Annotated in this window: 17 protein-coding genes and 1 other RNA gene; 13 read left to right on the top strand and 5 right to left on the bottom strand. The window is 67.9% G+C overall.

The genetic code is table 11. The features are described 5' to 3' along the window. The first annotated feature begins 361 nt into the window (after nt 1–361). Entirely contained in the window at nt 362–3,592 is a 3,231-nt protein-coding gene (locus tag K5K93_RS09540) for an autotransporter outer membrane beta-barrel domain-containing protein (protein WP_222390729.1), read from the top strand. 203 nt (nt 3,593–3,795) lie between these two features. Beyond that, complete coding sequence (locus tag K5K93_RS09535; RefSeq protein WP_222390726.1) at nt 3,796–5,817, top strand: acyltransferase family protein; 2,022 nt, start codon at nt 3,796–3,798, stop codon at nt 5,815–5,817. A gap of 23 nt (nt 5,818–5,840) precedes the next feature. Here the strand turns inward: K5K93_RS09535 and K5K93_RS09530 are convergent, their stop codons facing one another. The 4 genes from K5K93_RS09530 to K5K93_RS09515 all read right to left on the bottom strand — a co-directional run bounded on the left by K5K93_RS09530 (nt 5,841) and on the right by K5K93_RS09515 (nt 10,057). Beyond that, nucleotides 5,841–7,226, bottom strand: coding sequence for an FAD-linked oxidase C-terminal domain-containing protein (locus K5K93_RS09530; protein ID WP_222390723.1), 1,386 nt, complete (start codon nt 7,224–7,226; stop codon nt 5,841–5,843). Beyond that, on the bottom strand, nt 7,223–7,867 hold the full coding sequence (locus tag K5K93_RS09525; RefSeq protein WP_222390720.1) for a metal-dependent hydrolase: 645 nt from the start codon (nt 7,865–7,867) through the stop codon (nt 7,223–7,225). Before K5K93_RS09525 ends, K5K93_RS09530 begins: the two co-directional genes overlap by 4 nt. 110 nt (nt 7,868–7,977) lie before the next feature. Next, nucleotides 7,978–8,346 (bottom strand): YraN family protein, encoded by a 369-nt coding sequence (locus K5K93_RS09520; RefSeq protein ID WP_177177024.1) that lies wholly within the window; start codon nt 8,344–8,346, stop codon nt 7,978–7,980. Beyond that, the gene (locus K5K93_RS09515; RefSeq protein ID WP_093818904.1) at nt 8,336–10,057 is read right to left on the bottom strand and encodes a penicillin-binding protein activator; all 1,722 of its coding nucleotides are present in this window, start codon (nt 10,055–10,057) and stop codon (nt 8,336–8,338) included. The genes K5K93_RS09520 and K5K93_RS09515 overlap by 11 nt, the downstream gene beginning before the upstream one ends. Before the next feature lie 81 nt (nt 10,058–10,138). Here K5K93_RS09515 and rsmI point away from each other — a divergent pair, with 81 nt between their 5' ends. Both rsmI and rnpB read left to right on the top strand, forming a co-directional pair. Further along, nucleotides 10,139–10,957 carry a 16S rRNA (cytidine(1402)-2'-O)-methyltransferase gene (gene rsmI, locus K5K93_RS09510; protein WP_093818905.1) on the top strand — a complete coding sequence of 273 codons (819 nt, stop codon included), beginning with the start codon at nt 10,139–10,141 and terminating at the stop codon, nt 10,955–10,957. A 116-nt stretch (nt 10,958–11,073) separates the two neighbouring features. Then, an RNA gene (rnpB, locus tag K5K93_RS09505) (RNase P RNA component class A) lies at nt 11,074–11,425 on the top strand. A gap of 158 nt (nt 11,426–11,583) precedes the next feature. On the opposite strand, the gene K5K93_RS09500 is transcribed toward rnpB, so the two are convergent. Then, nucleotides 11,584–12,336 carry an NRDE family protein gene (locus K5K93_RS09500; protein WP_222390717.1) on the bottom strand — a complete coding sequence of 251 codons (753 nt, stop codon included), beginning with the start codon at nt 12,334–12,336 and terminating at the stop codon, nt 11,584–11,586. Nucleotides 12,337–12,705: 369 nt separating this feature from the next. Here K5K93_RS09500 and K5K93_RS09495 point away from each other — a divergent pair, with 369 nt between their 5' ends. Genes K5K93_RS09495 through murG form a run of 9 tightly spaced genes read left to right on the top strand, consistent with a single transcriptional unit; the run spans nt 12,706 to nt 22,614 of the window. Then, nucleotides 12,706–13,107 carry a division/cell wall cluster transcriptional repressor MraZ gene (locus K5K93_RS09495; RefSeq protein ID WP_189914854.1) on the top strand — a complete coding sequence of 134 codons (402 nt, stop codon included), beginning with the start codon at nt 12,706–12,708 and terminating at the stop codon, nt 13,105–13,107. A 14-nt stretch (nt 13,108–13,121) separates the two neighbouring features. Further along, complete coding sequence (gene rsmH / locus K5K93_RS09490; RefSeq protein ID WP_025876600.1) at nt 13,122–14,090, top strand: 16S rRNA (cytosine(1402)-N(4))-methyltransferase RsmH; 969 nt, start codon at nt 13,122–13,124, stop codon at nt 14,088–14,090. Then, nucleotides 14,087–14,350: a cell division protein FtsL gene (ftsL, locus tag K5K93_RS09485; RefSeq protein WP_025876599.1), complete on the top strand. Its 264-nt coding sequence runs from the start codon at nt 14,087–14,089 to the stop codon at nt 14,348–14,350. The genes rsmH and ftsL overlap by 4 nt, the downstream gene beginning before the upstream one ends. Beyond that, nucleotides 14,347–16,191, top strand: a complete 1,845-nt coding sequence (locus K5K93_RS09480) for a penicillin-binding protein 2 (RefSeq protein ID WP_222390714.1) — start codon at nt 14,347–14,349, stop codon at nt 16,189–16,191. The genes ftsL and K5K93_RS09480 overlap by 4 nt, the downstream gene beginning before the upstream one ends. Continuing rightward, nucleotides 16,188–17,744 (top strand): UDP-N-acetylmuramoyl-L-alanyl-D-glutamate--2,6-diaminopimelate ligase, encoded by a 1,557-nt coding sequence (locus tag K5K93_RS09475; protein WP_243746993.1) that lies wholly within the window; start codon nt 16,188–16,190, stop codon nt 17,742–17,744. The genes K5K93_RS09480 and K5K93_RS09475 overlap by 4 nt, the downstream gene beginning before the upstream one ends. After that, nucleotides 17,741–19,135 (top strand): UDP-N-acetylmuramoyl-tripeptide--D-alanyl-D-alanine ligase, encoded by a 1,395-nt coding sequence (gene murF / locus K5K93_RS09470; protein ID WP_222390711.1) that lies wholly within the window; start codon nt 17,741–17,743, stop codon nt 19,133–19,135. The genes K5K93_RS09475 and murF overlap by 4 nt, the downstream gene beginning before the upstream one ends. Next, on the top strand, nt 19,125–20,210 hold the full coding sequence (gene mraY, locus K5K93_RS09465) for a phospho-N-acetylmuramoyl-pentapeptide-transferase (RefSeq protein WP_025876592.1): 1,086 nt from the start codon (nt 19,125–19,127) through the stop codon (nt 20,208–20,210). The genes murF and mraY overlap by 11 nt, the downstream gene beginning before the upstream one ends. Next, nucleotides 20,210–21,529 (top strand): putative lipid II flippase FtsW, encoded by a 1,320-nt coding sequence (ftsW, locus tag K5K93_RS09460; RefSeq protein ID WP_222390708.1) that lies wholly within the window; start codon nt 20,210–20,212, stop codon nt 21,527–21,529. The genes mraY and ftsW overlap by 1 nt, the downstream gene beginning before the upstream one ends. Next, nucleotides 21,526–22,614, top strand: a complete 1,089-nt coding sequence (gene murG / locus K5K93_RS09455; protein ID WP_093818912.1) for an undecaprenyldiphospho-muramoylpentapeptide beta-N-acetylglucosaminyltransferase — start codon at nt 21,526–21,528, stop codon at nt 22,612–22,614. The genes ftsW and murG overlap by 4 nt, the downstream gene beginning before the upstream one ends. Nucleotides 22,615–22,621: the final 7 nt, after the last annotated feature.

Raw genomic sequence — 22,621 nt, 5'->3', positions numbered from 1 at the left:
TCGGCAAAGAGAGGGGGTCATTGGTGGGTCCTGGGGCTGGAAAACGGCTGGGGGACACGTCAACGGTCGACAACACCCTGTTCAGGCAGGCGGATATGACCACCACGCCGTGATGATTGCGTGAATCCGTGGGTGAGTTGCGAAAGGCTATGTCCGAAATGGCCTCCAGTGTCCGGCACGGGGTGGGGGTGTTCCCATGCAATTAGTTGCAAAGCGGCATTGACCTTCCTTCTGGGGGAGGGCAACGGTTCAGTGGGCCGCACGGCCGCGGTGGTGTCCTGGGGGAGATGTTGCAACGCATTCGATGGTGTCGCGTGCAGCGTGCACCGAGCATGGCCGCCTGTTTTCCAGGAGATATGCCATGTTCGTTCTGCTTCCCCGTCGCCATGCCTTGGCATCGGCGCTCGGTCTGGCGTTTGCGTCCGCCGCGCCGGCACTTGCGCAGCAGGTCATTGCCGATGGAGATGAAAAGACGCCAGCGGCAGGTGACTACGCCACGACAGAACCGGTGGTGCCGGGTGATCCCGCAGGTTACGTGTTTCTCGCCATCAACGGCGGAAGCGTCATTCCAACCGGTCCGGTCAACCTGACTACCGAGGGGCAGCGTGCCGCCGCCGCACGCGCCGAAGGCATCGCCAGTCGCATCGAGCTTCAGCAGGGCAGCGTGACCACCACCGGCTACGGTGCAGCAGGTCTGTCTGCTGCCAGCGGCGGACAGGTGCATGCCATCGGAACCCGTATCCAGACCCAGGGCACGGCGGCCAACGGTGCTGAAGCACTCGACGGCCACGTGGTTCTGGATCGCGCTCATATCACCACGACCGGTGGCCTGTCGCATGGTGTGTTCGTGCAGGATGGAAGCGCGCGCGTGGTCGACAGTGTGATCGAGGTCAATGCCGGCCAGTCCAACGGTCTGGAAGTGCGCGGCGGCAGCCTCAGCGCAGAGCGGACCCGGATCGAGGTGGGCGGCGGCGCCCATGGGCTCTGGGTGCAGGATGGCGGCGACGTTCACCTGCAATCGGTGCAGATCAACGGCGTTGGCGCCGGGGCCAGCGGGGTGCTGGCGGGCGTGGGAAACGTCGTACTGGAGGATGTGGACATCGATCTCACTCACGAGCGCTCGGGGGAAGGGTTGTCCATCGGCGGCACGGTTGAAATGCGTGGGGGCAGTGTCCATGCACGTGGCAGCGATGCCAGTGCAGTCAGTTTCGCAACCAGCGGCGGCGGCCAGCTGCTGCTGGACGGTGTCGATCTGTCCGGGCATTTCGGTATCAACATGACCGAGGGGTCTGAACTGACGATGCGCAACAGCCAGTTGCTCAGTGAGAGCACGGGCATCGACATCAACCAGCGTGACGGCGTGGCCAAGGTGGCGGGTTCGTCCATTACCACGCGCAATGGCGTGGGCATTCGGCTGATGAGCGACGGGGAGCTGGACGTGGAGGGCTCGGAGATCACCGCCGACGGTACTTACTGGCAGGCGATTTCGGTACTGGGTGGCACCGCACGGATCGCCCGCAGCCGATTGCGCACCCTCGGCCAGAACGGCCATGGCCTGTATGCCGAGGGGGGCGCCAGCGCTCGCCCGGTGGCGTCTGCCAGCGCAACCGACATCCTGACCGAAGGCGCCGGTGCCATCGGCGCCATCGCACGCCTGGGCGGTACCGTGCACCTGGCCGACAGCGTGGTGCGCACCACCGGCGTCAACTCGCACGGCGTGTTGTCCGGTGGGGGCGGCGAGATGACGCTGACCAACACCCACGTTCGTACCGAAGGCGAAGGCGCGTGGGCTGCGGTGATCAATGACAACGGCCGCATGCGCATCGATGGTGGCTCGCTGGTCAGCGCGCAGCACGGTGGGGTGTGGGTGCGCAGCAGCCGTGACCCGGGCCTGACCCTGTCCAACGGCGCGCTGGTATCCGCTGGCAACGGCATCGGCCTGGCACTGGATGCGGCGGTGGCAGGACGCTTCGACGTCGTGCTGGAGGAGCATTCGCAGTTGGTGGGCGACATCGTCATCACGCCCGAGGATGAGGACGCCGGGCTGGTGCCGCAGTCCGATGTGCACGTGCGCTTGGCTGGCGGTTCGCTGTGGCAGGGAGCGTCGGATCTGGTGCAGACCATGACGATCGAACGCGCCAGCCAATGGACGCTGGGCGCTGATGCCACCGTGGGCGAACTGCGCGTGCTCGACAGCGGGCTGGCATTGTCCGATGGCAGCGGTCGCTTCAACACGCTTACCGTGGGTGGTGACCTGCACAGCGAAGGTGCCACGTTCCTGTTCCAGGGCGCGCTGGCCGGTGATGACAGCGCGATGGATCGCCTGCATGTGCGAGGGGATACCTCGGGTGATGCAAGCATCGTGGTCAGGAACATCGGTGGTGTGGGTGCACCTACGGTGGATGGCATCCAGTTGATCGAAGTGGACGGTGCATCGCTGGCGCGTTATGCGCTGGCGGGCCGTGCGGTGGGCGGCTCGTACGAGTACTTCCTGTTCCAGGGCGGCCTGGCCGATCCGTCGGATGGCAACTGGTACCTGCGTTCGCAGTGGTTCGATGTGTGCCAGGACGATCCGGCGGCGCCGGGCTGTGCGGTTGATCCAGGCCCGGGCCCCGACCCGGGTGAGGGCGGGGACGGTGGCGAGGGCGTGGGGCCGGTGGACCCGATCCGGCCGCCGCCGGTGCTGCGCCCTGAGGCCGGCGCCTACCTGGCCAACCAGTCGGCCACCATCAGCATGTTCGCCCACCGAATGCATGATCGCACCGGCGCCCTCGGCAGCGAGCGCACTGCGTGGGCGCGCGTAGGCCGCAGCCATGCAGATTTCAGCGCTGTCGGTGGCCAGCTGTCGGTGGACGGCAATACGTCGGTACTGCAGATCGGCAGTGATCTGCTGCGTCGGGGCAACGCCGCCTTCGGGGTGATGCTGGGCAGTGGCCGTGCCGACAACCGCGTCGTTTCGGATCTGACCGGCTACACCGCTACCGGCCGCGTGCGTGGCACTGCGCTGGGGGTTTATGGCACTTGGTTGCAGGATGCCGAGGGCACTCACGGCGCCTATGTGGATGCGAACGTGCAGTACGGCCGGTTCGACAACCGCATACGCGGCGTGGGCCTGGAGCCGGAGCAGTACGATTCGCGCACGACCAGTGCGTCGCTGGAGACCGGCTACACCTTCAATGTTTGGCAGGGGGCCGCCAGTGCGCTGTATGTGCAGCCGCAGATGCAGCTGACGTATGCAGACTACCGCGCCGATCGTCATGTGGAGCACAACGGCACGGTGATCGATCGTGCCGAGGCCGGTGGCCTGAACGGACGCGTGGGCGTGCGCGTGTTCGGTGGCGGCACTGCGGCTGGCAGTGTGGTGCAGCCCTACCTGGGCGTGAACTGGCTGCGTGGCAGCGGTACCAGCACGTTGCAGTTCAACGGTGACACGCTGGGTGCGGATGTTCCGCGCAACCGCTACGAAGTACAGGCAGGTGCCGAGCTGAAGCTAGGCCAGCGCTGGGGTGCATGGGGCGGCGTGAGCGTGCAGCGCGGTGACCATGCTTACCGCAACGTGGGCGGCCAGGTGGGTCTGCGCATGGCCTGGTAAGCAACGACGCCAAGGCCGACGCCGGGGTCGGAGCCCATTGCATGGCAATGGGCTCTGACCCCTGGCTGCTGCTGTAGAGCCGAGCCTACGCTCGGCTCATCGCGATCTGAACGAAGAGCAGCCGAGCATGGCTCGGCTCTACAACTGCGGCGAGCAGGGACGGGACATGAACGATGTCCACGTCTGTCGCGATTGTCCATTGAATGACTGCGCAAGCGCTGGCCATGCTGCCCGATCGCTCGCTGACGGTCGCCCGCATGCTTCACCCCGAACGCTCCCACAACGCTGCCATCGATGGCCTGCGCGCCCTGGCCGTGCTGGCCGTCATCGTCTTCCATGCGAACGCGGCATGGCTGCCCGGTGGTTTCACCGGCGTGGACCTGTTCTTCGTGGTCTCCGGCTTCGTGATCAGCCAATCGCTGGCTGTGCGTGCGGGCATGCCACTGGGCGCGCTGCTGCTCGATTTCTACCGGCGCCGCGTGCTGCGCCTGTTGCCGGCGCTGCTGGTGATGCTGATGGCCACCTTCGTGCTGTCGGCGCTGTTCATTCCCCGCGCCTGGCGCAACGAGCAGTTCGACCAGACCGGCTGGGCGGCGCTGGTGGGTTTCAGCAACGTGGTGCTGGCCGGCCAGCAGGATGACTACTTCTCGCCCGGCGCCGAACTCAATCCGTTCCTGCACACCTGGACGCTGGGCGTGGAGGAGCAGTTCTACCTGGTGTTCCCGCTGCTGTTCTTCGTCTGGTTGCGCGGCCGCGGCCGCTGGCCGTGGTCGCGCGTGCTGTTGCCGGCGCTCACGGTGCTGTCGCTGGCGTGGGCGGCCTGGCAGGCGCAGGCCGCCCCGGCGGCGGCGTTCTACCTGCTGCCGTCGCGGTTCTGGGAACTGGCGGCCGGTGCGCTGTTGTACCAGTGGATGAGCGCGCGCGGTCCCGGCAAGCGCGGGGATGCGCTCGTACTGCCCGGCCTGGCCCTGCTGCTGGCGGGCGTGCTTGTCGCGCCGCAACTGGCCATGCCGGTGCCGGGTGTGCTGGCCACGGTGGTCGGCACCCTGCTGCTGTTGGCGGCGGTAGCCGGGCATGGCCAATCGTGGGTCGGCCGCGCCCTGGGCTGGGCACCGCTGTCGTACCTGGGGCGCCTGTCGTATTCGCTGTACCTGTGGCATTGGCCACTGCTGGTGCTGCTGCGCTGGACCTACGGGCTGCAGGGCGCTGCGCTGTGGCTGTATCCGGTGCTGCTGCTGGCCGTGTCGGCTGCGTCCTACCATTACGTTGAACGTCCGCTGCGCAGCGCGCTGCCGCTGTTGCGGCTGGCGCCGGCGAAGGTGCTGGCGATGGCGCTGCCGGTGGTGGCGCTGTGCGGCGCCGGTGCCTGGGCGACGGTGGAGTACCACGAGCAGATTTCGCTCAGCGTCACCCGTGATGGCTACGCATGGCAGGCGCGTCGCTACCCGGCGTGGCGACCGCTGGAACCGGTGAGCGCACCCGCGCTTGAAGGTCGACGCCTGTTTGTTGTCGGCGATTCGCATGCGGCGGCCTACCGCACGATGACCAGCATGGTCGCGCGACAGACCGGGATGGAGATCCGCCAGGAGGATCGCGGCGGCTGCAGCTTCGTCAATCTGCTGCGGGCCAGCCCGGCCGACTGCCAGGACTTCATCGAGGACAGCCTGTCGGCCATCGAACGCGACGCGCGCCCGGGTGACATCGTGTTGCTGGCGGCGCTGCGCATGCCGGAGCTGCGAGGGTTCGATTGGCAGCAACAGGACGCACAGCAGATTTATCGGCAGTTGCTGGCCGAACGCACGCCCGCGCATGCGCAGGCGGCACAAGATGAAGCCGAGCGTGTGCTGGGCCGCCTGCAGCGGCTGGGCGTGCACGTGGTCATCGATGCACCGCTGCCGCTGTTCAAGGCAGGGGCCTATCGCTGCTCGGACTGGTTCAACCGTAGCAATCCGGCGTGCGCCGGGGGCCTGAGCATGTCGCGCGCGGATCTGCAGCGGTTGCGTGCGCCGCAGATGGCATTGCTGGCCGAGCTGGCCGCGCGCTATCCGTCATTGGCCGTGTGGGATCCGCTGCCGCTGTTGTGCGGGCCGGATACCTGCTCGGCGGTGCAGGACGGTGAACCGCTGTTCTTCGACAACGATCACCTGAGCGGGCATGGCAACCGGGTTCTGCTGCCCAGCTTCCGGCAGACCTTGATCGATATCGCGAGCAGCTCGTCCCGGTAGCGCCTGGCCATGCCCGGCGGCGTTCACGCCGGCGGCAGCACCTTGCCCGGGTTGAGGATGCCATCCGGATCCAGCGCGGCCTTGATCGCGCGCATCGCCGCCAGCGTTTCTGCGGTGAACGCCTTCGCCATGAAATCACGCTTGGCCAGGCCGATGCCGTGTTCACCCGACAGCGTGCCACCGAGCGCCAGCGTCAGCTCGAAGATCTTCGGCAGCGCGGCATGCGCGCGTGCGTTCTCGTCGGCATCGTCCGGGTGGTACAGGATGTTGACGTGCAGATTGCCGTTGCCGGCATGGCCGAAGGTGACGATGGTCAGTGCGTACTCGCGCGCCAATGCCTGCACGCCAGTCACCAGATCGGGAATGCGCGATACCGGTACCACCACGTCTTCGTTGATCTTGCCCGGGGCGACGCTGCGCAGCGCGGGCGACAGCGCCTTGCGTGCGGCCCACAGCTGGTCGCGCGCGCGGCCTTCCATCGCCACGTCCAGTGCGATCATGCCGCCACCTTCGGCGGCGGTCGCCAATGCCTGCAGCAGGTAGGGCAGGGTGTCGTGGTCGCCATCGGCCTCGACCAGCAGCATCGCGCCAGCGTCGGGTACGTCGGCACCGTTGAGGCGCAGCAGCTCCAGGCTGCGTGCGTCCATGAATTCCAAGCGCGTGGGAACGACTGGCTGCGACATCAGCCTCGAGACGGCAGCGGCGGCGGCATCGGCATCGCGGTACAGCACGCGCAGGCCAGCCTGGCTGACCGGCAGCGGGGTCAGCTTCAACGTGGCTTCCACGATCAGCGCCAGCGTGCCTTCGCTGCCCACCAGCAGATGGGTGAGGTCGTAGCCGGTGGCGTCCTTGGTGTAGGCACCGCCGCAGCGGATCACCTCGCCGGTACCGGTCACCGCCACCAGGCCCAGCACGTTGTCGCGGCTGGTGCCGTACTTCACCGCGCGCGGACCGCCGGCATTGCAGGCGAGGTTGCCGCCGATGCTGCAGATCTCGGCGCTGGACGGGTCCGGTGCCCAGAACAGGCCGTGCGGTGCCAGCGCCTGCTGCAGCGTTCCGTTGAGCACGCCCGGCTGTACCACGGCGCAGCGGTCACCGGCGCGGATCTCGAGGATGCGGTCCATGCGGGTGAACGACAGCACGATGCTGCCGGGCAACGGCACCGCAGCGCCGGTGGTGCCGGTGCCCGCACCGCGCGCGACCAAGGCCACGCCATGCGCGCGGCAGGCACGCACCAGCGCCTGCACCTGTTCGATGTCGGCCGGCAGTGCCACCGCAGCCGGGCGCTGGTGGCGCCACGAGTTGTCCTGCGCGTTCGCCTCCAGTGCGCCGTCATCCATGCGCCAGCCGTCGCTGCCCAGCAGGGCGGACAGTTCGGCAACCAATGCGGAGGGCAGGGCAGTACTCATGACAGATCTCGTGGGGCAGCGGGGGCGGAGTGAATCAGTTTCCAGGCGATGACAGCGCCGGCCAGCGGCAGCCACACCCAGCGCAGTTCCGACAGCAGGGTGGCCAGGCCGCGCGCGCTGAAGAACTGCGGCGCAAACGGCGACACGCGGATCGGCCGCCAGGGCGCGAAGAAGCGGTGGTCGCTCCAGGGCCAGGCCAGCGCAACGCCAAGGCCGCCGGAGGTCAACGCATCCAGCAATGGATGGCTGGCGGCGCAGACGAACACGAACGCTGCAGCTTGTACGGTAGATGCCAAGGTTGGCTTTGCCGTGGTAGGTGCCAACCTTGGTTGGCACAGCACCGCCAACCAAGGTTGGCGACTACCGGAGCTGAGCGGCGCCGACCAAGGTTGGCGGCTACCAAAGAACGCCCACACCGCCGCCAACGCCGCCAGCACGCAGGCGAACAGCAACGAATGGCTGGCCCCGCGATGGCCGAACGCATCGGCGTAGGGAATGTGCAGGGCAAAAGCGAGTACATCGGCGTCGGGCAGCATCGCCGCGACCACACCGGCCGCCAGCAGTCGCGGCGGAATGCGGCCGCGATCAGCAGCGCACCACAACGCCAGTGGCACCGCCGCGTGGGTGATGATCGAAGGCATCAGTCACGCACCGTGGTAGTGCCGGCCAGGCTGCGCTCTGGTAGGTGCCAACCTTGATTGGCACAGAAGCGCCGACCAAGGTCGGCCTCTACCAGAGCGGACGGTACCCATCAGCAATCATCCAACCGGAACGCATCGCGCAGCCAGTGCAGCTGCGGTGGTTCGCCCGTGGCTTCAACCACGTCGAAGCGGCACGGCGCATTGGCAATGGCGGGATGTTCCTGCAGGTACAGCTGCGCCGCGTGGATCAGGCGCCGGCATTTGCGCGGATCGACCGAGGCCGCGCCGCCACCGAAGTCCTGTCGCGCGCGGTAGCGCACTTCCACGAACACCACGGTGCCAGCGTCATCCATCACCAGGTCCAGTTCACCGCCGCGATAACGCACGTTGCGTGCGCGCGGCCGCAACCCGGCCTGCTGCAGATGCTGCTCGGCGGCGGCTTCCACCGCCGAGCCACGTTGCAGGTGCTCAGCGACCACCGGCGATCGGCATCGGCCGGCCACCGCTGAAGGTCGACCATGCCGGCTGGCGCAGGATGTTGCCGTTGCTGTCCAGGTACAGCGTGCCGGTGGCACCGTCCAGGCCGCCTTCAGTGGCCAGCTTGTCCAGGTAGGCGCTGATCTTCCACGCATCGGCGCCGAAGGCGAACAGGCGGCTGGCGGCGCCGCGCGCGCTGGGCAGGGTCTGCGCGACCTGGGCAGCGGACGGCACGCCGGACACGCTGCGCACGTTCCAGGCTTCGTTCGGGTAGATGATGCCGTCCAGCGCCACGTCTTCTTCAACCTTGCCGCTGCCGGTGGTCAGCTGCGAGGTACCCACGCGGGTGGCGCCACCGGCACCGGCCAGCGCCAGCTGCGGGGCCAGCAGGCGGGCCTGCGGTGCACGTACGGCCAGGAACACGGCGTCGACCGCGCCGGCATTGCGCACCTGCGCGCTGACATCCCCCACCGTTTCGCTGACCGCGATGGTGGCGGCGACGCTGCCGCCGCGCTGGGCGAAGCGCTGGGCGAAGGCGGCAGCGGCGCGGCGGCCGGTGTCGTCGCTGCTGTTGATCACCAGCGCCTTGCTGCGCTCGCGACCACGCATGTATTCGGCGGCCACGATGCCGTCGTCCTCCGGTGCCAGCGAGAAACCGGCGCTGCCGGCGGGCGGTGCATCCTTGCCGCGGTTCAGGCCGAGCACCGGCACCGGCAGCTGCTGGCGGCCGTACACGGCATCCACCTCGTCGCGGCCGAGCGGACCGACCACGAAGTCGGCGCCGGACGCCACGGCCTTGTCATACGCGGCCAGCGCACCGGCCGGGGTACCGGCGGTGTCGAAGAAGTTGACCTCCGGACGACGGCGGGTTTCACCGTAGTAGGCGCTGAGCAGGCCATCGCGCACCGGCTGTGCGGCGGTGGCCAGGCGGCCGCTGAGCGGCAGCAGCACGGCCAGCTTGGCCGGCGGGCGGTAGCCATCGCTCATCGCCGGCGGGCGCTTGCTGGTGTCGAACTGGGCGGCGCCATCGCGATCGAACGGGCGCGGCAGCGGCAGGCCACGGGCGATCAGCGCACGGCCTGCAAAGTTGTACAGCGGGTCATTGGCCGGCAAGGCGGCGGCGCGGCTGCGCAGGGTGGCATCGTCGAGGGTGCCGAGCAGGCCGGAGATGGCGGCCTGGTTTTCGCTGCGCGCGGTGCCGGCCAGGCCGGCATGCGCACGGGCGCGTTCGGTGGCGGCGCCAAAGGCATCGCCGGTGGCCTGCAGGGCATTGGCGCGGGCCAGCGACCAGCGCGTGCGCAGGCTCGGGTGCACGTTGTCGGCATGATCCTTCAGCAGGGCCAGTGCCTGCGCCGGCTGCTTGTCGGCCAGTGCCAGCTCGGCGCTGGCCAGCTGGTAACGCTGCAGGCTGGCGCCGGTCAGCTGGCGGGCGGTCACCTGGCCCAGCAGGCTGCGCGCGCGTGCGCTGTCGCCGGCCAGGTGCCAGGCCCAGGCCGCATCGGCCAGTGCGTTGCTGCGGGCACCGCCACGCAGGGTTGCGGCCAGCGCTTCCAGTTGCAGGGCGGCGTCGCGCGGCTTGCCTTGTTCAATCAGCGCCAGCGCCTGGCTCTGGGCCGGCGATTCGGGCGTGCTGACGAGGCTGGTGGTGGCACAACCGGCCAGCAGCATCAACGACAGCGACAGGGCAGAGATGCGTGCGGCGGGCTTGTTCATGATCGGGTCCATGCGATGAGGGCAGCGGCCTTGGCCAGGTACACGCTAGGATTCTACCCTTGCCCCGTGAGTACCGCTGAAATGAGTGTCCCAACCCTGTATGTCGTCGCCACGCCGATCGGCAACCTGGCCGATCTGAGCCCGCGCGCGCAGGAGGTATTGCGTTCGGTGGCGGCCATCTGCGCCGAGGACACCCGCCGCAGTGGCCAGTTGCTGTCCCATTTCGGCATCCAGCAGCCGCTGGTGGCCCTGCACGAACACAACGAAGAGGCCCTGGCCCAGCGCCTGGTGGCGCGGCTGCAGGCGGGCGAGTCGCTGGCGCTGGTCAGCGATGCCGGCACCCCGCTGGTCAGCGATCCGGGCTTCCGGCTGGTGCGTGCCGCGCGTGCTGCCGGCATCAAGGTCAGCCCGGTTCCCGGTGCCTGCGCGGCCATCGCTGCGCTGAGCGTGGCCGGCCTGCCCAGCGACCGCTTCAGTTTCGAGGGATTCCTGCCGGCCAAGGCCAGCGGCCGCCGCGATCGCCTGCAGGGGCTGGCCGGCGAAGTGCGCACGATGGTGTTCTACGAATCCTCGCACCGCATCACCGAGTCGTTGGCCGACATGGCGGCGATCTTTGGCGGCGAGCGCCCGGCCGTGCTCGCGCGCGAGCTGACCAAGCTGTTCGAGACCGTGCTCGATGGCGACCTGGCCGGGTTGCTGGCGCAGGTGGAAGCCGACGACAACCAGCGCAAAGGCGAGTTCGTGGTGATGGTGCAGGGCGCTGGCGACGATGCCGAGGCGCAGCTGGCACATGGCCGGCACGTCTACGCCAAGCTGAGCGAGCACCTGCCACCGTCGACCGCGGCCAAGCTGGCGGCCGAGTTGACCGGCGCACCGCGCAAGGCGTTGTACGGCCGGTAGCGCCGGGCCATGCCCGGCGAGCGCGTAGCGCGGCATCCAACGGCCGCCGGGCATGGCCCGGCGCTACCAGAACGCGGCGGGCAGGAACCCCCCATGTACGTTAGAATGCGCGCGGCGGAGTCGGCCAGACAGTCGCGTCATCCCTTCGGGGGTGCCGAGGAAAGTCCGGGCTCCATAGGGCAAGGTGCCAGGTAACGCCTGGGCGGCGCAAGCCGACGGAAAGTGCAACAGAAAGATACCGCCTACGTCTTCTTCGGAAGGCCGGTAAGGGTGAAATGGTGCGGTAAGAGCGCACCGCGAGTCTGGCAACAGACCGGTACGGCAAACCCCACCTGGAGCAAGACCAAATAGGGATCCATTGGCGCGGCCCGCGTTGGATCCGGGTAGGTTGCTTGAGCGTTGCGGCGACGTAACGCCTAGAGGAATGACTGTCCACGACAGAACCCGGCTTATCGGCCGGCTCCGCCCCTTCATTCCATCCACATCCATCCACGCATGGCGTGGATCTACCTATCGCCCTCCACGCAGGGTGTATGGACCTGGTAGTGCCGGCCGCTGGCCGGCAACCGCAAGGTGCATCCGAGGATCCAGAAGTTGCCGGCCAGCGGCCGGCACTACCGTTCCAGTCAGAAAATGACGTGACCCTGTCCGCTGGGTACACCCTGCGGACCAAAGCGGCGCTCATGGATTTCGCCCTGGCCGTTGCCATCGATCAGCAGCACGGTACTGGCGCGGGTGCCGTAATCGTCACCACGGATGAAAGCGGGGCTGAGCCAGCGTTCGCGCTCCAGGCCGATGCCGGTATCGGGCAGGTCGCTGTCGACCGGGCGATGTTCGTCGGCCAGAGCCTGCCACAGCGGGTCAAGCGAGTCGGCATCGGCCGCCAGCCACGACGACAGCGCATCCATCAGCCGCCGGGTCTTTGGCCAGGGCGCATCAAGCGCGCCGTTGGACATGCCATGCACGCCCGGGCCAAGCGTCTGCCGCTCGGCCGGATGGTTGCCCAGATACTCCAGGCTGTGCCCATCGGCCAGCAGCAGGTTGAACGGGGCATAGGCAGCGCAGATCCCGGCCAGACGTTCTATATGCATACCCGCCGGATCGCGGCCACGCAGGTAGTCGGCCACCAGGGCGCCACGCGATGGCCCGGTCTGGGAGGCCTGCGGATCGCGGACGTTGGTCACCACCGCCATCCGGCCACCGGCACCCACCCCTGCCCAGCCGCCGCCGGAGCGCAGGTCGCGCCCGCCGATGACCGACGTCTCATCCTGCCAGGGGGCCAGGGCCGCGGTCGGGCGGGCGTGGAACTCATCACGGTTGCCGGCCATCACCAGCCGCCAGCGCGGGTGGTGCAACCAGCCAATAGCAAGCAGGCACATGGCGCCATTGTGCCCGGTTTGCGCAGTCCGACGTCGCTTTCGGCCCGTTCCGGATGAATGCGCAGCCCATGTTTCACGCGCCCTCCACACCCCTGAACTTCCGTTCAATCTCAAAAATTGAGACGGATCAGCAACTTGTGGATAAACCTTGAACAACTCTCTAAACATCGGCGCAAACCATTGATGCGGCTGGCGATTTCCCTGCTGAAAAGTTGTTGACAACCCTTGGGTCGCTGCTAAGGTGGGCATCAGAGGGAAATCCGGGTGTTTTGTGGATTTTCGTGGTTCAATGTTTCACCGGGCGAAGGATAAGGTGCAGGCGTCGTGTTCCAGGGCGAGACGGCCATCACAGTTGACGACAAAGGGCGCATGGCGGTTCCCACCGCTCACCGCGACCTGGTTGCGCGCGTCAGCAACAACCGTCTCGTGTTGACCTACAACCCCTTCGAATCCGGCTGCCTGTGGCTGTACGCCGAGTCGGAATGGGAGCGGGTACGCGACGACGTCATGTCCAAACCCAACACACAGCGCGTCGTACGTCTGCTGCAGCAGAAGCTGGTCGGTTCAGCCGCCCACCTGGAGCTGGACGGCAACGGTCGCATCAGCATTCCCGCCAGCCACCGCGGTGCGGTGGGCATTGAGAAGAAGGCGGTATTGCTCGGTATGGGCGACAAATTCGAATTGTGGAGCGAGCAGGCGCATCGGGCCCTGATCCAGCAGACGTTGTCTGACGAGGATCTGGGTGATGGGTTGCTCGACCTGAAGTTGTGAGCCGGGGTGCCCGGATGCGCCCAGAAGCGCAGACCGGTCACCTTCCGGTGTCGCAGTCGCCGGCGGTGCATCTGCCGGTCCTGTACACCCAGGTCCTGGAAGGCCTGAGGGTGATCGAAAACGGACGTTATCTGGATGGCACGTTCGGTCGTGGCGGTCATGCACGTGGCGTGCTCACCCAGCTCGGTCCCGAGGGACGCCTGCTGGTCATGGACAAGGATCCGGAAGCCATTGCCGTTGCCGAGCGCGATTTCGCGCCGGACCCGCGCGTGTCGATCTTCCGTGGCAGCTTCGCCCAGCTGCTGCAGTGGAACGAGACCGCCGAAGGCCTGGATGGCGTGCTGTTCGACCTTGGCGTGTCCTCGCCGCAGCTGGATGTGGCCGAGCGTGGTTTCAGCTTCGGCAAGGACGGCCCGCTGGACATGCGCATGGACCCGGACAGTGGCGAAAGCGCCGCGCAGTGGATCAACCGCGTGGAAGATCGCGAGATCGCCGACGTGCTGTGGACCTACGGCGAAGAGCGGCAGAGCCGGCGCATCGCCCGCGCCATCGTGGCCCGCCGCGAAAAGCAGCCGTTCACCCGTACCGCCGAGCTGGCCGAACTGATCGCCTCGGTGATGCCGCGCGGCAAGGACAAGATCCATCCGGCCACGCGCAGCTTCCAGGCCATCCGCATCCACATCAACCGCGAACTGGCCGACCTCGAAGCCGGCCTGGACGCGGCGGTGGAACGCCTCAAGCCCGGTGGCCGGCTGGCGGTGATCAGCTTCCATTCGCTGGAAGACCGCATCGTCAAGCAGTACATGAACCGCCTGGCCAAGGCACCGCCAGCCAACCGCCGGCTGCCCGAGGCGCAGGCCTTCGTGCCGACCCTGGACCTGATCGGGGGTGCCATCAAGGCCACCGACGAAGAGCTGGCGATGAACCCGCGCGCCCGCAGCGCCGTGCTGCGTGTGGCCCAGAAGCGGGAGGCCGATGCATGAGCCGGCTGCTGCTGATCATCCTGTTGGCCTGCACCGTGGCCTCGGCGATCGGCGTCGTGTTCGTGCGTCACCGTCACCGGCAGACGTTCATCGAGCTGTCGCGCGCCGAGCGTGCGCGCGATGACCTGAACATTGAATTCGGCCGCCTGCAGCTGGAGCAGGCGACCCTGGCCGAAGCCAACCGCGTGGACAGCATCGCCCGCGAAAAGCTCGGCATGAAGTTCCCCGAAGCCGCCGACGTGGTGGTGGTGCGCCCATGAGCAAGACCGGCCGCAACCGTCCCCGCAACGCCTTCAACCTGCGCCAGCGCCTGCGCTGGGTGGCCCTGGCGCTCGGCCTGTGCTCGGTATCGCTGGTGGGTCGTGCCGCCTACGTGCAGATCATCAACAGCGACTTCTACCAGCGCCAGGGCGAAGCGCGTTACCTGCGCGAGCTTCCGATCAAGACCTCGCGCGGCATGATCACCGACCGCAACGGCGAGCCGTTGGCGGTGTCCACCCCGGTCGCCTCGATCTGGGTGAACCCGCAGGACCTGCTGCGTTCGCCCGAGCGCATCCCCGAGCTGGCACAGGCGGTGGGCCTGTCGGTGGACGAGCTGAGCAGCCGCCTGTCGCAGAAGTCGGACAAGGAATTCATGTACCTGCGTCGCCGTATCAATCCGGACGAGGCAGAGCGCGTGGTCGCGCTGAAGATTCCGGGCGTGGCGGCACAGCGTGAGTTCCGTCGCTTCTACCCGCAAGGTGAAGCGATGGCGCACGTGCTGGGCTTCACCAACATCGACGACCGCGGCCAGGAAGGCCTGGAGCTGGCCTTCGACGAATGGCTGCGTGGCAAGCCCGGCGGCAAGCGGGTGATCCGCAACCGCAAGGGCGAGACGGTCGAAAGCGATCTGCTGCGTGCGGCCGAGCCGGGCAAGGACCTGACCCTCAGCATCGACCGCCGCATCCAGTACCTGGCCTTCAAGGAACTGCGCAACGCGCTGGTGGCCAACAAGGCGGCCGGCGGCTCGATGGTGATCATGGACGTGACCACCGGCGAGATCCTGGCCATGGTCAACCTGCCGACCTACAACCCCAATTCGCTGACCAGCGCGCAGCCGGACACGCGCCGCAACCGCGCGGTGACCGATCTGGTCGAGCCGGGTTCGACGATGAAGCCGCTGACCATCGCCACCGCGCTGCAGGCCGGTGCGGTGACCAAGGACACCGTCATCGACACCAACCCGGGTTACATGACCCTGGGGCGCTTCACCATCCGCGATGTGCCGCGCAACAACGGCGTGCTGAACGTCACCGGCGTGATCACCCGCAGCTCGAACGTGGGTGCGGCCAAGGTCGCCGCGAAGATGCCCGACCAGGTGTTCTACGATGGTGTGCGCCGTTTCGGCTACGGCTCGGTGCCGCACAGTGGCTTCCCCGGCGAGTCCGGTGGCGTGGTGCTGCGCCCGGCCCGCTGGTCGGGCACCACCAAGACGACCATGTCCTACGGCTATGGCCTGAACGTCACGCCGCTGCAGATCGCCACCGCGTACTCGGCGCTGGCCAACGGCGGCAAGCTGATCGCGCCGACCTTCGTCAAGGGCCAGCGCAACGAAGGCCATCAGATCATCGACGAGAACGTCGCCAAGCAGGTGGTGGCGATGATGGAAACGGTGGTCACCCAGGGCGGCGCCAAGCAGGCGGCGGTGCTGGGCTACCGCGTGGCCGGCAAGACCGGTACCGCGCGCAAGACCGGCCCCGGTGGCTACGAGCGCGGCCACTACAACGCGCTGTTCGCCGGCGTGGTGCCGGCCACCAATCCGCGCTTTGCCACCGTCATCGTCATCAACGATCCGCAGGGCGGCAAGTTCTACGGTGGCCTGGTGTCGGCGCCGGTCTATCACAACGTGATGGAAGGCACCCTGCGCCTGATGGACGTGCCACTGGATGACCTGCAGTCGTGGCTGGCTGCCCAGCAGTCCGGAAAGATCGGGCATTCGGCCTCGGTGCTGCCGGTGCCGCCGGCCGAAGCCGCACTGCCGGTGGATGCCGCCGCTGAATTCGATGCCGCGCTGCCCAGCGCGCACCCCCATGTGCCGCCCGCGACGGGAGGCACGCAATGAGCCCTTCGATGTTGCTTTCGCAGTTGCTTCCGGACGTGGCCCTGGCGGGCCATGATCCCGTTCTGACCGGCCTGGTGCTGGACAGCCGTGCCGTGCGCCCCGGCAATGCCTTCGTTGCCATCGCCGGCTTCGGCGCGCATGGCCTGGGTTTTGTCGAGCAGGCGCGTGCTGCCGGTGCCGGCGCCATCCTGTTCGAAGCGCCGGCGCCTGCCGAGCTGCCTGCACCGGCCGATGCCATCGCCGTGCCGGACCTGCGCGCGCGTCTGGGGGCAATGGCCGACCAGTTCCATGGCGCGCCTTCGCGGGCGATGACCATGGTTGGCGTGACCGGCACCAACGGCAAGACCTCCACCGTGCAGCTGCTGGCCCAGGCCTGGCACCTGCTCGGTACGCCCAGTGGCAGTATCGGCACGTTGGGCGCCGGACTTTATGGTGCGGTCGAGCCGACCGGTTTCACCACCCCGCTGGTGCTGCAGATGCATGCGCTGCTGGCGCAGCTGCGCGACGATGGCGCGCGCGCGGTGGCGATGGAAGTCAGCTCGCATGCGCTGGACCAGGGCCGCGTGGATGCGGTGCACTACGACGTGGCGGTGTTCACCAATCTCACCCGCGATCACCTTGATTACCACGGTGACATGGCCAGCTACGGCGCGGCCAAGGCGCGGCTGTTCCATCGCCCGGGCCTGAAGGCGGCGGTGATCAATCTTGACGATGCGTTCGGTCGCCAGCTGTTCGCCGGCCTGCCGGCAGGCGTGCAGGCCATCGGCCTGAGCTCGCGTGGTGCCGACGGTGCCAGCGTGCGCGCCGAAGCGCTGCAGCTGGATGGCCGCGGCATCGGTTTCGAACTGGTCATCGACGGCCAGCGTGCTGCGGTGCAGTCACCGCTGCTGGGCCGCTTCAACGTGGACAACCTGTTGGCGGTGGCTGGCAGCCTGCATGCGCTGGGGCATCCGCTGCCGCGTATCGCCGAGGTGCTGTCGGCACTGCAGCCGATCCGTGGCCGTATGAACCGCCTGGGCGGTGAAGACGGCCTGCCGACCGTGGTGGTGGATTACGCACATACGCCCGACGCGCTGGAACAGGCGCTGGACAGCCTGCACGGCCACCTGCAGGGCACGCTGTTCTGCGTGTTCGGCTGCGGTGGCGAACGCGATACCGGCAAGCGCCCGCAGATGGCCGCCATTGCCGAGCGCCTGGCCAACCAGGTCATCGTCACCGACGACAACCCGCGTGGCGAAGACGGCGACGTGATCGTGGCCGACATCCTGGCCGGTTTCACCGATGCCTCGGCCGTGACCGTGCAGCGCAACCGCGCGCGTGCGATCGGCCTGGCGGTGAAGCGCGCTGGTGCCGGCGACATCATCCTGATCGCCGGCAAGGGCCACGAGCCCTACCAGGAAGTGAATGGCGTGCGCCATGACTTCGACGACACCGAAGTGTCGGCCGCCGCGCTGGCCGCGAAGGCCGGTGTGTTGGCGACGCGCATGGACGCGCTAGTGGCCCGGCCGCAGGACGCGGAAGAGGGCCCGCAGGCCGGGGAGGGTGACGCATGAAGCGCACCCTGCTTTCGCTGATCGCACACTGGGCCGGTGGCGAGATCCACGGCGACGACGTGGCCATCGACGCGGTCAGCAACGATACCCGCAGCCTTGGCCCGGGCAGCCTGTACGTGGCGCTGCGTGGCGAACGCTTCGACGGCCACGATTTTGCTGCCGACGCACAGGCACGTGGCGCCAGCGCGTTGCTGGTCGAGCGCCTGCTGCCGCTGGACCTGCCGCAGGTGCTGGTGGCCGACAGCGAGCGCGCGCTGGCGAAGATCGCCGCCGGCATGCAGCGCGACCGCGCGACCGAACTGTTCGCCATCACCGGCAGCAACGGCAAGACCAGCGTCAAGAGCCTGCTGCTGGCGATCCTGCAGCAGGTGGCCCAGCACGCGCACAAGGTGGTCTACGCCAACCCGGGCAACCGCAACAACGAGATCGGCCTGCCGCTGGCGGTGATCGACGCACCGGAAGATGCCGACTACGCCGTCTACGAGATGGGCGCCGGCAAGCCGGGCGACATCGCCTACCTGACCGACATCGCGCGCCCGCGCTATGCCCTGGTCAACAACATCGCCCCGGCCCATCTGGAGCGGATGGGCAGCCTGCTCGGCGTGGCGGTGACCAAGGGTGCGATCTACGCCGCACTGCCTGCCGATGGCGTGGCCGTGATCAACGCCGACGATGCCTACGGGCGCTGGTTCGAACAGCATTTCATCGGTACCCCGGCACGTTGCCGGGTGCTGCGCTATGGCCTGGAACACAGCGCCGACGTCACCGCGCGCGACATCCGCGCCGGTGCCCAGGGCAGCCGCTTCACCCTGGTCACGCCGATGGGCGAGGCGGGCGTGGTGCTGGGCCTGCCGGGCCGCCACAACATCAGCAATGCGCTGGCCGCCGCCAGCCTGGCGCTGGCCGCCGGCATCGAGCTGTCACTGGTGGCCATCGGCCTGGCGGAAGCGCAGCCGGTGCCGGGCCGCCAGATCGCCCATCAGCTGCGCAATGGCGCAGTGCTGGTGGACGACAGCTACAACGCCAACCCTGGTTCGCTGGCTGCCGCCATCGACGCACTGGCCGCCGCCCCGGAAGAGGGCTGGCTGGTGCTGGGTGACATGCGCGAACTCGGACCGGACGCTGAGGCGCTGCATGCACAGGCGGGTATCCGTGCGCGTGCCGCCGGCCTCAAGCGCCTGTATGCGCTGGGCCCGCTCAGCGCTGCTGCTGCCGCTGCGTTTGGCGAGGGCGGACATCATTTCACCACCCATGACGCGCTGTCGCAGGCGCTGAAGGAAGCGCTGCATGCCGGCGTGCGCTGCCTGGTCAAGGGTTCCCGTGGCAGCGCCATGGACACGATTGTCAAAGCGCTGCTGGCGCAAGGAGAGGAATCCCCGCATGTTGTATGAACTGGCTCGATGGTTGCAGCAGTTGGAGAGCCTGTTCGGGCTGTTCAACTACCAGACGTTCCGCGCCATCCTTGCCGCGTTGACGGCGCTGTTCCTGTCGCTGTGGCTCGGCCCGGCGATGATCCGCAAGCTTGCCCAGTTCAAGGGCGGCCAGCCGATCCGGACCGATGGTCCGCAGACCCATTTCTCCAAGGCCGGCACGCCGACCATGGGTGGTTCGCTGATCCTGCTCACCGTCACCCTGTCGGTGCTGATGTGGGCCGACCTGCGCAACCGCTATGTGTGGCTGGTGCTGGCGGTGATGCTGTGCTTCGGCGCCATCGGCTGGTACGACGACTGGATCAAGATCGTCCGTCGCGACCCGAACGGCCTGAAGTCGCGCTGGAAGTACCTGCTGCAGTCGATCTTCGGCCTGGCTGCAGGCATCTTCCTGTTCCAGACCGCCGACGTACCGGCGGCGCTGACCTTCTACATCCCGATGTTCAAGTCGGTGGCGCTGCCGCTGGCCGGTATCGGCTTCGTGGCCATCGCCTATTTCTGGATCGTCGGCTTCTCCAACGCGGTCAACCTGACCGACGGCCTGGACGGGCTGGCGATCATGCCGACGGTGCTGGTGGCCTGCGCGCTGGGCGTGTTCGCCTACGCCTCGGGCAACGCAGTGTTCGCCAACTACCTGCAGATCCCGCAGATTCCGGGTGCCGGTGAGCTGGTCATCATCTGTGCGGCGATCGCCGGCGCGGGGCTGGGCTTCCTGTGGTTCAACACCTATCCGGCCATGGTGTTCATGGGCGATATCGGCGCGCTGTCGCTGGGCGCGGTGCTGGGCACCATCGCGGTGATCACCCGCCAGGAACTGGTGCTGGTGATCATGGGCGGCGTGTTCGTCATCGAAACGCTGTCGGTGATGATCCAGGTCGCCTCGTTCAAGCTGACCGGCAAGCGCGTGTTCCGCATGGCGCCGATCCACCACCACTTCGAACTGAAGGGGTGGCCGGAGCCGCGCGTGATCGTGCGCTTCTGGATCATCTCCGTCGTGCTGGTGCTGATCGGCCTGGCCACGTTGAAGGTACGCTGATGAACGACCTGTCGCACCAGGCAACACGCCTTGAGGCCATCGGTGGCAGCTACGACAAGTGGCTGCTCGGCGCGATGATCGCGCTCACCGGGCTGGGCGTGGTGATGGTGGCGTCCAGCTCGATCGCGTTGATGAGCAGCCCGTTCTACTACCTCAACCGCCACTTGATCTTCCTGGCGGTCGGCATCGTGCTGGCCATCATCGCCGCGCGTACCGAACTGAAGACCATCGAGCAGTACAACCAGATGCTGCTGCTGGGTTGCTTCGCGCTGCTGGTGGTGGTGTTCGTGCCGGGCCTGGGCAGCAGCGTCAACGGCGCCCGCCGCTGGATCAACCTGGGCATCTCCAAGTTCCAGACGGTCGAAGCGGTGAAGGTGCTCTACATCGTCTGGCTGTCCAGCTACCTGGTGCGCTTCCGCGACGAGGTCAACGCGACCTGGCCGGCGATGCTCAAGCCGCTGGGCGTGGCCGGTGCGCTGGTGGTGCTGCTGCTGCTGCAGCCCGACTTCGGCTCGTCCACCCTGCTGCTGGCGATCACCGCCGGCATGCTGGTGCTGGGCGGGGTGAACATGCCGCGCATGTCGATGCCGGTGGTGATCGGCCTGGTGGGCATGAGCGCGCTGGCGATCATCGAGCCGTACCGCATGCGCCGCATCACCTCCTTCCTCGACCCGTGGGCCGACCAGCAGGGCGACGGCTACCAGCTGTCCAACGCGCTGATGGCGGTGGGCCGCGGCGAGTGGACCGGCGTGGGCCTGGGTAATTCGGTGCAGAAGCTGTACTACCTGCCCGAGGCGCACACCGACTTCATCTTCTCGGTCACCGCAGAGGAATTCGGTTTCCTGGGCACCTGCGTGATCGTGGCCCTGTACGCACTGCTGGTCGGCCGCACCTTCTGGCTGGGCATGCGCTGCGTGGAAATGAAGCGCCACTTCTCCGGCTACATCGCCTTCGGCATCGGCCTGTGGATCAGCATGCAGACCTTCGTTTCGATCGGCGTGAACCTGGGCATCCTGCCGACCAAGGGCTTGACCCTGCCGCTGATTTCGTCGGGTGGTTCGTCGGTGCTGATGACCTGCGTGGCGATGGGCCTGCTGCTGCGCGTGTCCTATGAACTGAAGCGCGCCGAGCGCCGCCAGGCCGTGCGCATGGGCGCTGCCGACGATGTTGCCGGCTCTGCCGCGGCCGAGCCTTCCGCTGCACCTGTGGCGAAGAACGTGCCGATGGCCGCCGGACCGGCCGCGGCCGAGCCGGCCGCCGTGCGCGGCACCAGCCGCCTGCAGTCGCGCGTCGAACCGACCTTCGGGAGGCTCGGATGAGCGCGGCCCAGAACAACAGCCGGCCGGTGATGATCCTGGCCGGTGGTACCGGCGGGCACATCTTCCCGGGCCTGGCCGTGGCCCGCGTACTGCGCGCGCGTGGCGTGCCGGTCACCTGGATGGGTGCCGATGGCGCCATGGAAACCCGCCTGGTGCCGCAGCACGGCATCGCCATCGATACGCTGGCCATCACCGGCCTGCGCGGCAAGGGCAAGCTGGCCCTGCTGGCCGCGCCGTGGCGCCTGATGCGTGCGCTGCGTGCCGCCGGCCTGATCATCCGTGATCGCCAGCCGCGTGCGGTGGTCGCCTTCGGTGGCTTCGCTTCCGGCCCCGGTGGCATGGCCGCGCGCCTGCACGGCCTGCCGCTGATCGTGCACGAACAGAACCGCGCGCCGGGCCTGACCAACCGCATCCTGTCGCGCTACGCGCGCCGCCTGCTGACCGGTTTCCCGGGCACCTTCGCTGCACGCGAGGAGTTCGTAGGCAATCCGGTGCGCGCCGAAATCGCCGCAGTCGCGCCGCCGCAGCAGCGGCTGGCCGACCGCAGCGGTCCGCTGCGCCTGCTGGTACTGGGCGGCAGCCAGGGTGCCCGCGCGCTCAACAGTGGCGTGCCGCAGGCACTGGCCAGCCTGGGTGCGCAGGTGCCGGTGGTGGTGCGCCACCAGAGCGGCGAGAAGCTGCATGCCGAAGCGGTCGAGGCCTATGCCAAGGCCGGCGTGCAGGGCGAGGTGACACCGTTCATCGCCGACATGGCCGAAGCCTTCGCCTGGGCCGACCTGGTGGTGTGCCGTTCCGGCGCGTCCACGCTGGCCGAACTCTGCGCGGTCGGCGTCGGCAGCGTGCTGGTGCCATTCCCCGCTGCTGTCGATGATCACCAGACCCGCAATGCGCAGTACCTGGTCGAGCGCGATGCAGCCGTATTGCTGAAGCAGGACGAAACGCTGGCAGACGGCATTGCCGCGCTGCTGCGTGATCTGTCCGAAAATCCCGCCCGCCGCATGCAGATGGCGCAAGCCGCGCGTGCCCTGGCCAAGGTCGATGCCGCCGAGCGCATCGCCGATATCATTCTCGAGGAAGCTGTATGAAGAAGGC

The organism is Stenotrophomonas sp. DR822 (genome assembly GCF_019793815.1).
GTDB classification, from domain to species: domain Bacteria; phylum Pseudomonadota; class Gammaproteobacteria; order Xanthomonadales; family Xanthomonadaceae; genus Stenotrophomonas; species Stenotrophomonas indicatrix.
The sequence above is the reverse complement of the archived record's forward strand: the minus strand, read 5'-3'. Positions and strand labels throughout refer to the sequence as shown.

Excerpts from the sequence above, each read along its gene's own strand:
- K5K93_RS09540 (WP_222390729.1), top strand. The coding sequence starts at position 362 with ATGTTCGTTCTGCTTCCCCGTCGCCATGCCTTGGCATCGGCGCTCGGT.
- K5K93_RS09535 (WP_222390726.1), top strand. The coding sequence starts at position 3,796 with ATGACTGCGCAAGCGCTGGCCATGCTGCCCGATCGCTCGCTGACGGTC.
- K5K93_RS09530 (WP_222390723.1), bottom strand. The coding sequence starts at position 7,226 with ATGAGTACTGCCCTGCCCTCCGCATTGGTTGCCGAACTGTCCGCCCTG.
- K5K93_RS09525 (WP_222390720.1), bottom strand. The coding sequence starts at position 7,867 with ATGCCTTCGATCATCACCCACGCGGCGGTGCCACTGGCGTTGTGGTGC.
- K5K93_RS09515 (WP_093818904.1), bottom strand. The coding sequence starts at position 10,057 with ATGAACAAGCCCGCCGCACGCATCTCTGCCCTGTCGCTGTCGTTGATG.
- rsmI (WP_093818905.1), top strand. The coding sequence starts at position 10,139 with ATGAGTGTCCCAACCCTGTATGTCGTCGCCACGCCGATCGGCAACCTG.
- K5K93_RS09500 (WP_222390717.1), bottom strand. The coding sequence starts at position 12,336 with ATGTGCCTGCTTGCTATTGGCTGGTTGCACCACCCGCGCTGGCGGCTG.
- K5K93_RS09495 (WP_189914854.1), top strand. The coding sequence starts at position 12,706 with ATGGCGGTTCCCACCGCTCACCGCGACCTGGTTGCGCGCGTCAGCAAC.
- rsmH (WP_025876600.1), top strand. The coding sequence starts at position 13,122 with ATGCGCCCAGAAGCGCAGACCGGTCACCTTCCGGTGTCGCAGTCGCCG.
- ftsL (WP_025876599.1), top strand. The coding sequence starts at position 14,087 with ATGAGCCGGCTGCTGCTGATCATCCTGTTGGCCTGCACCGTGGCCTCG.
- K5K93_RS09480 (WP_222390714.1), top strand. The coding sequence starts at position 14,347 with ATGAGCAAGACCGGCCGCAACCGTCCCCGCAACGCCTTCAACCTGCGC.
- K5K93_RS09475 (WP_243746993.1), top strand. The coding sequence starts at position 16,188 with ATGAGCCCTTCGATGTTGCTTTCGCAGTTGCTTCCGGACGTGGCCCTG.
- murF (WP_222390711.1), top strand. The coding sequence starts at position 17,741 with ATGAAGCGCACCCTGCTTTCGCTGATCGCACACTGGGCCGGTGGCGAG.
- mraY (WP_025876592.1), top strand. The coding sequence starts at position 19,125 with ATGTTGTATGAACTGGCTCGATGGTTGCAGCAGTTGGAGAGCCTGTTC.
- ftsW (WP_222390708.1), top strand. The coding sequence starts at position 20,210 with ATGAACGACCTGTCGCACCAGGCAACACGCCTTGAGGCCATCGGTGGC.
- murG (WP_093818912.1), top strand. The coding sequence starts at position 21,526 with ATGAGCGCGGCCCAGAACAACAGCCGGCCGGTGATGATCCTGGCCGGT.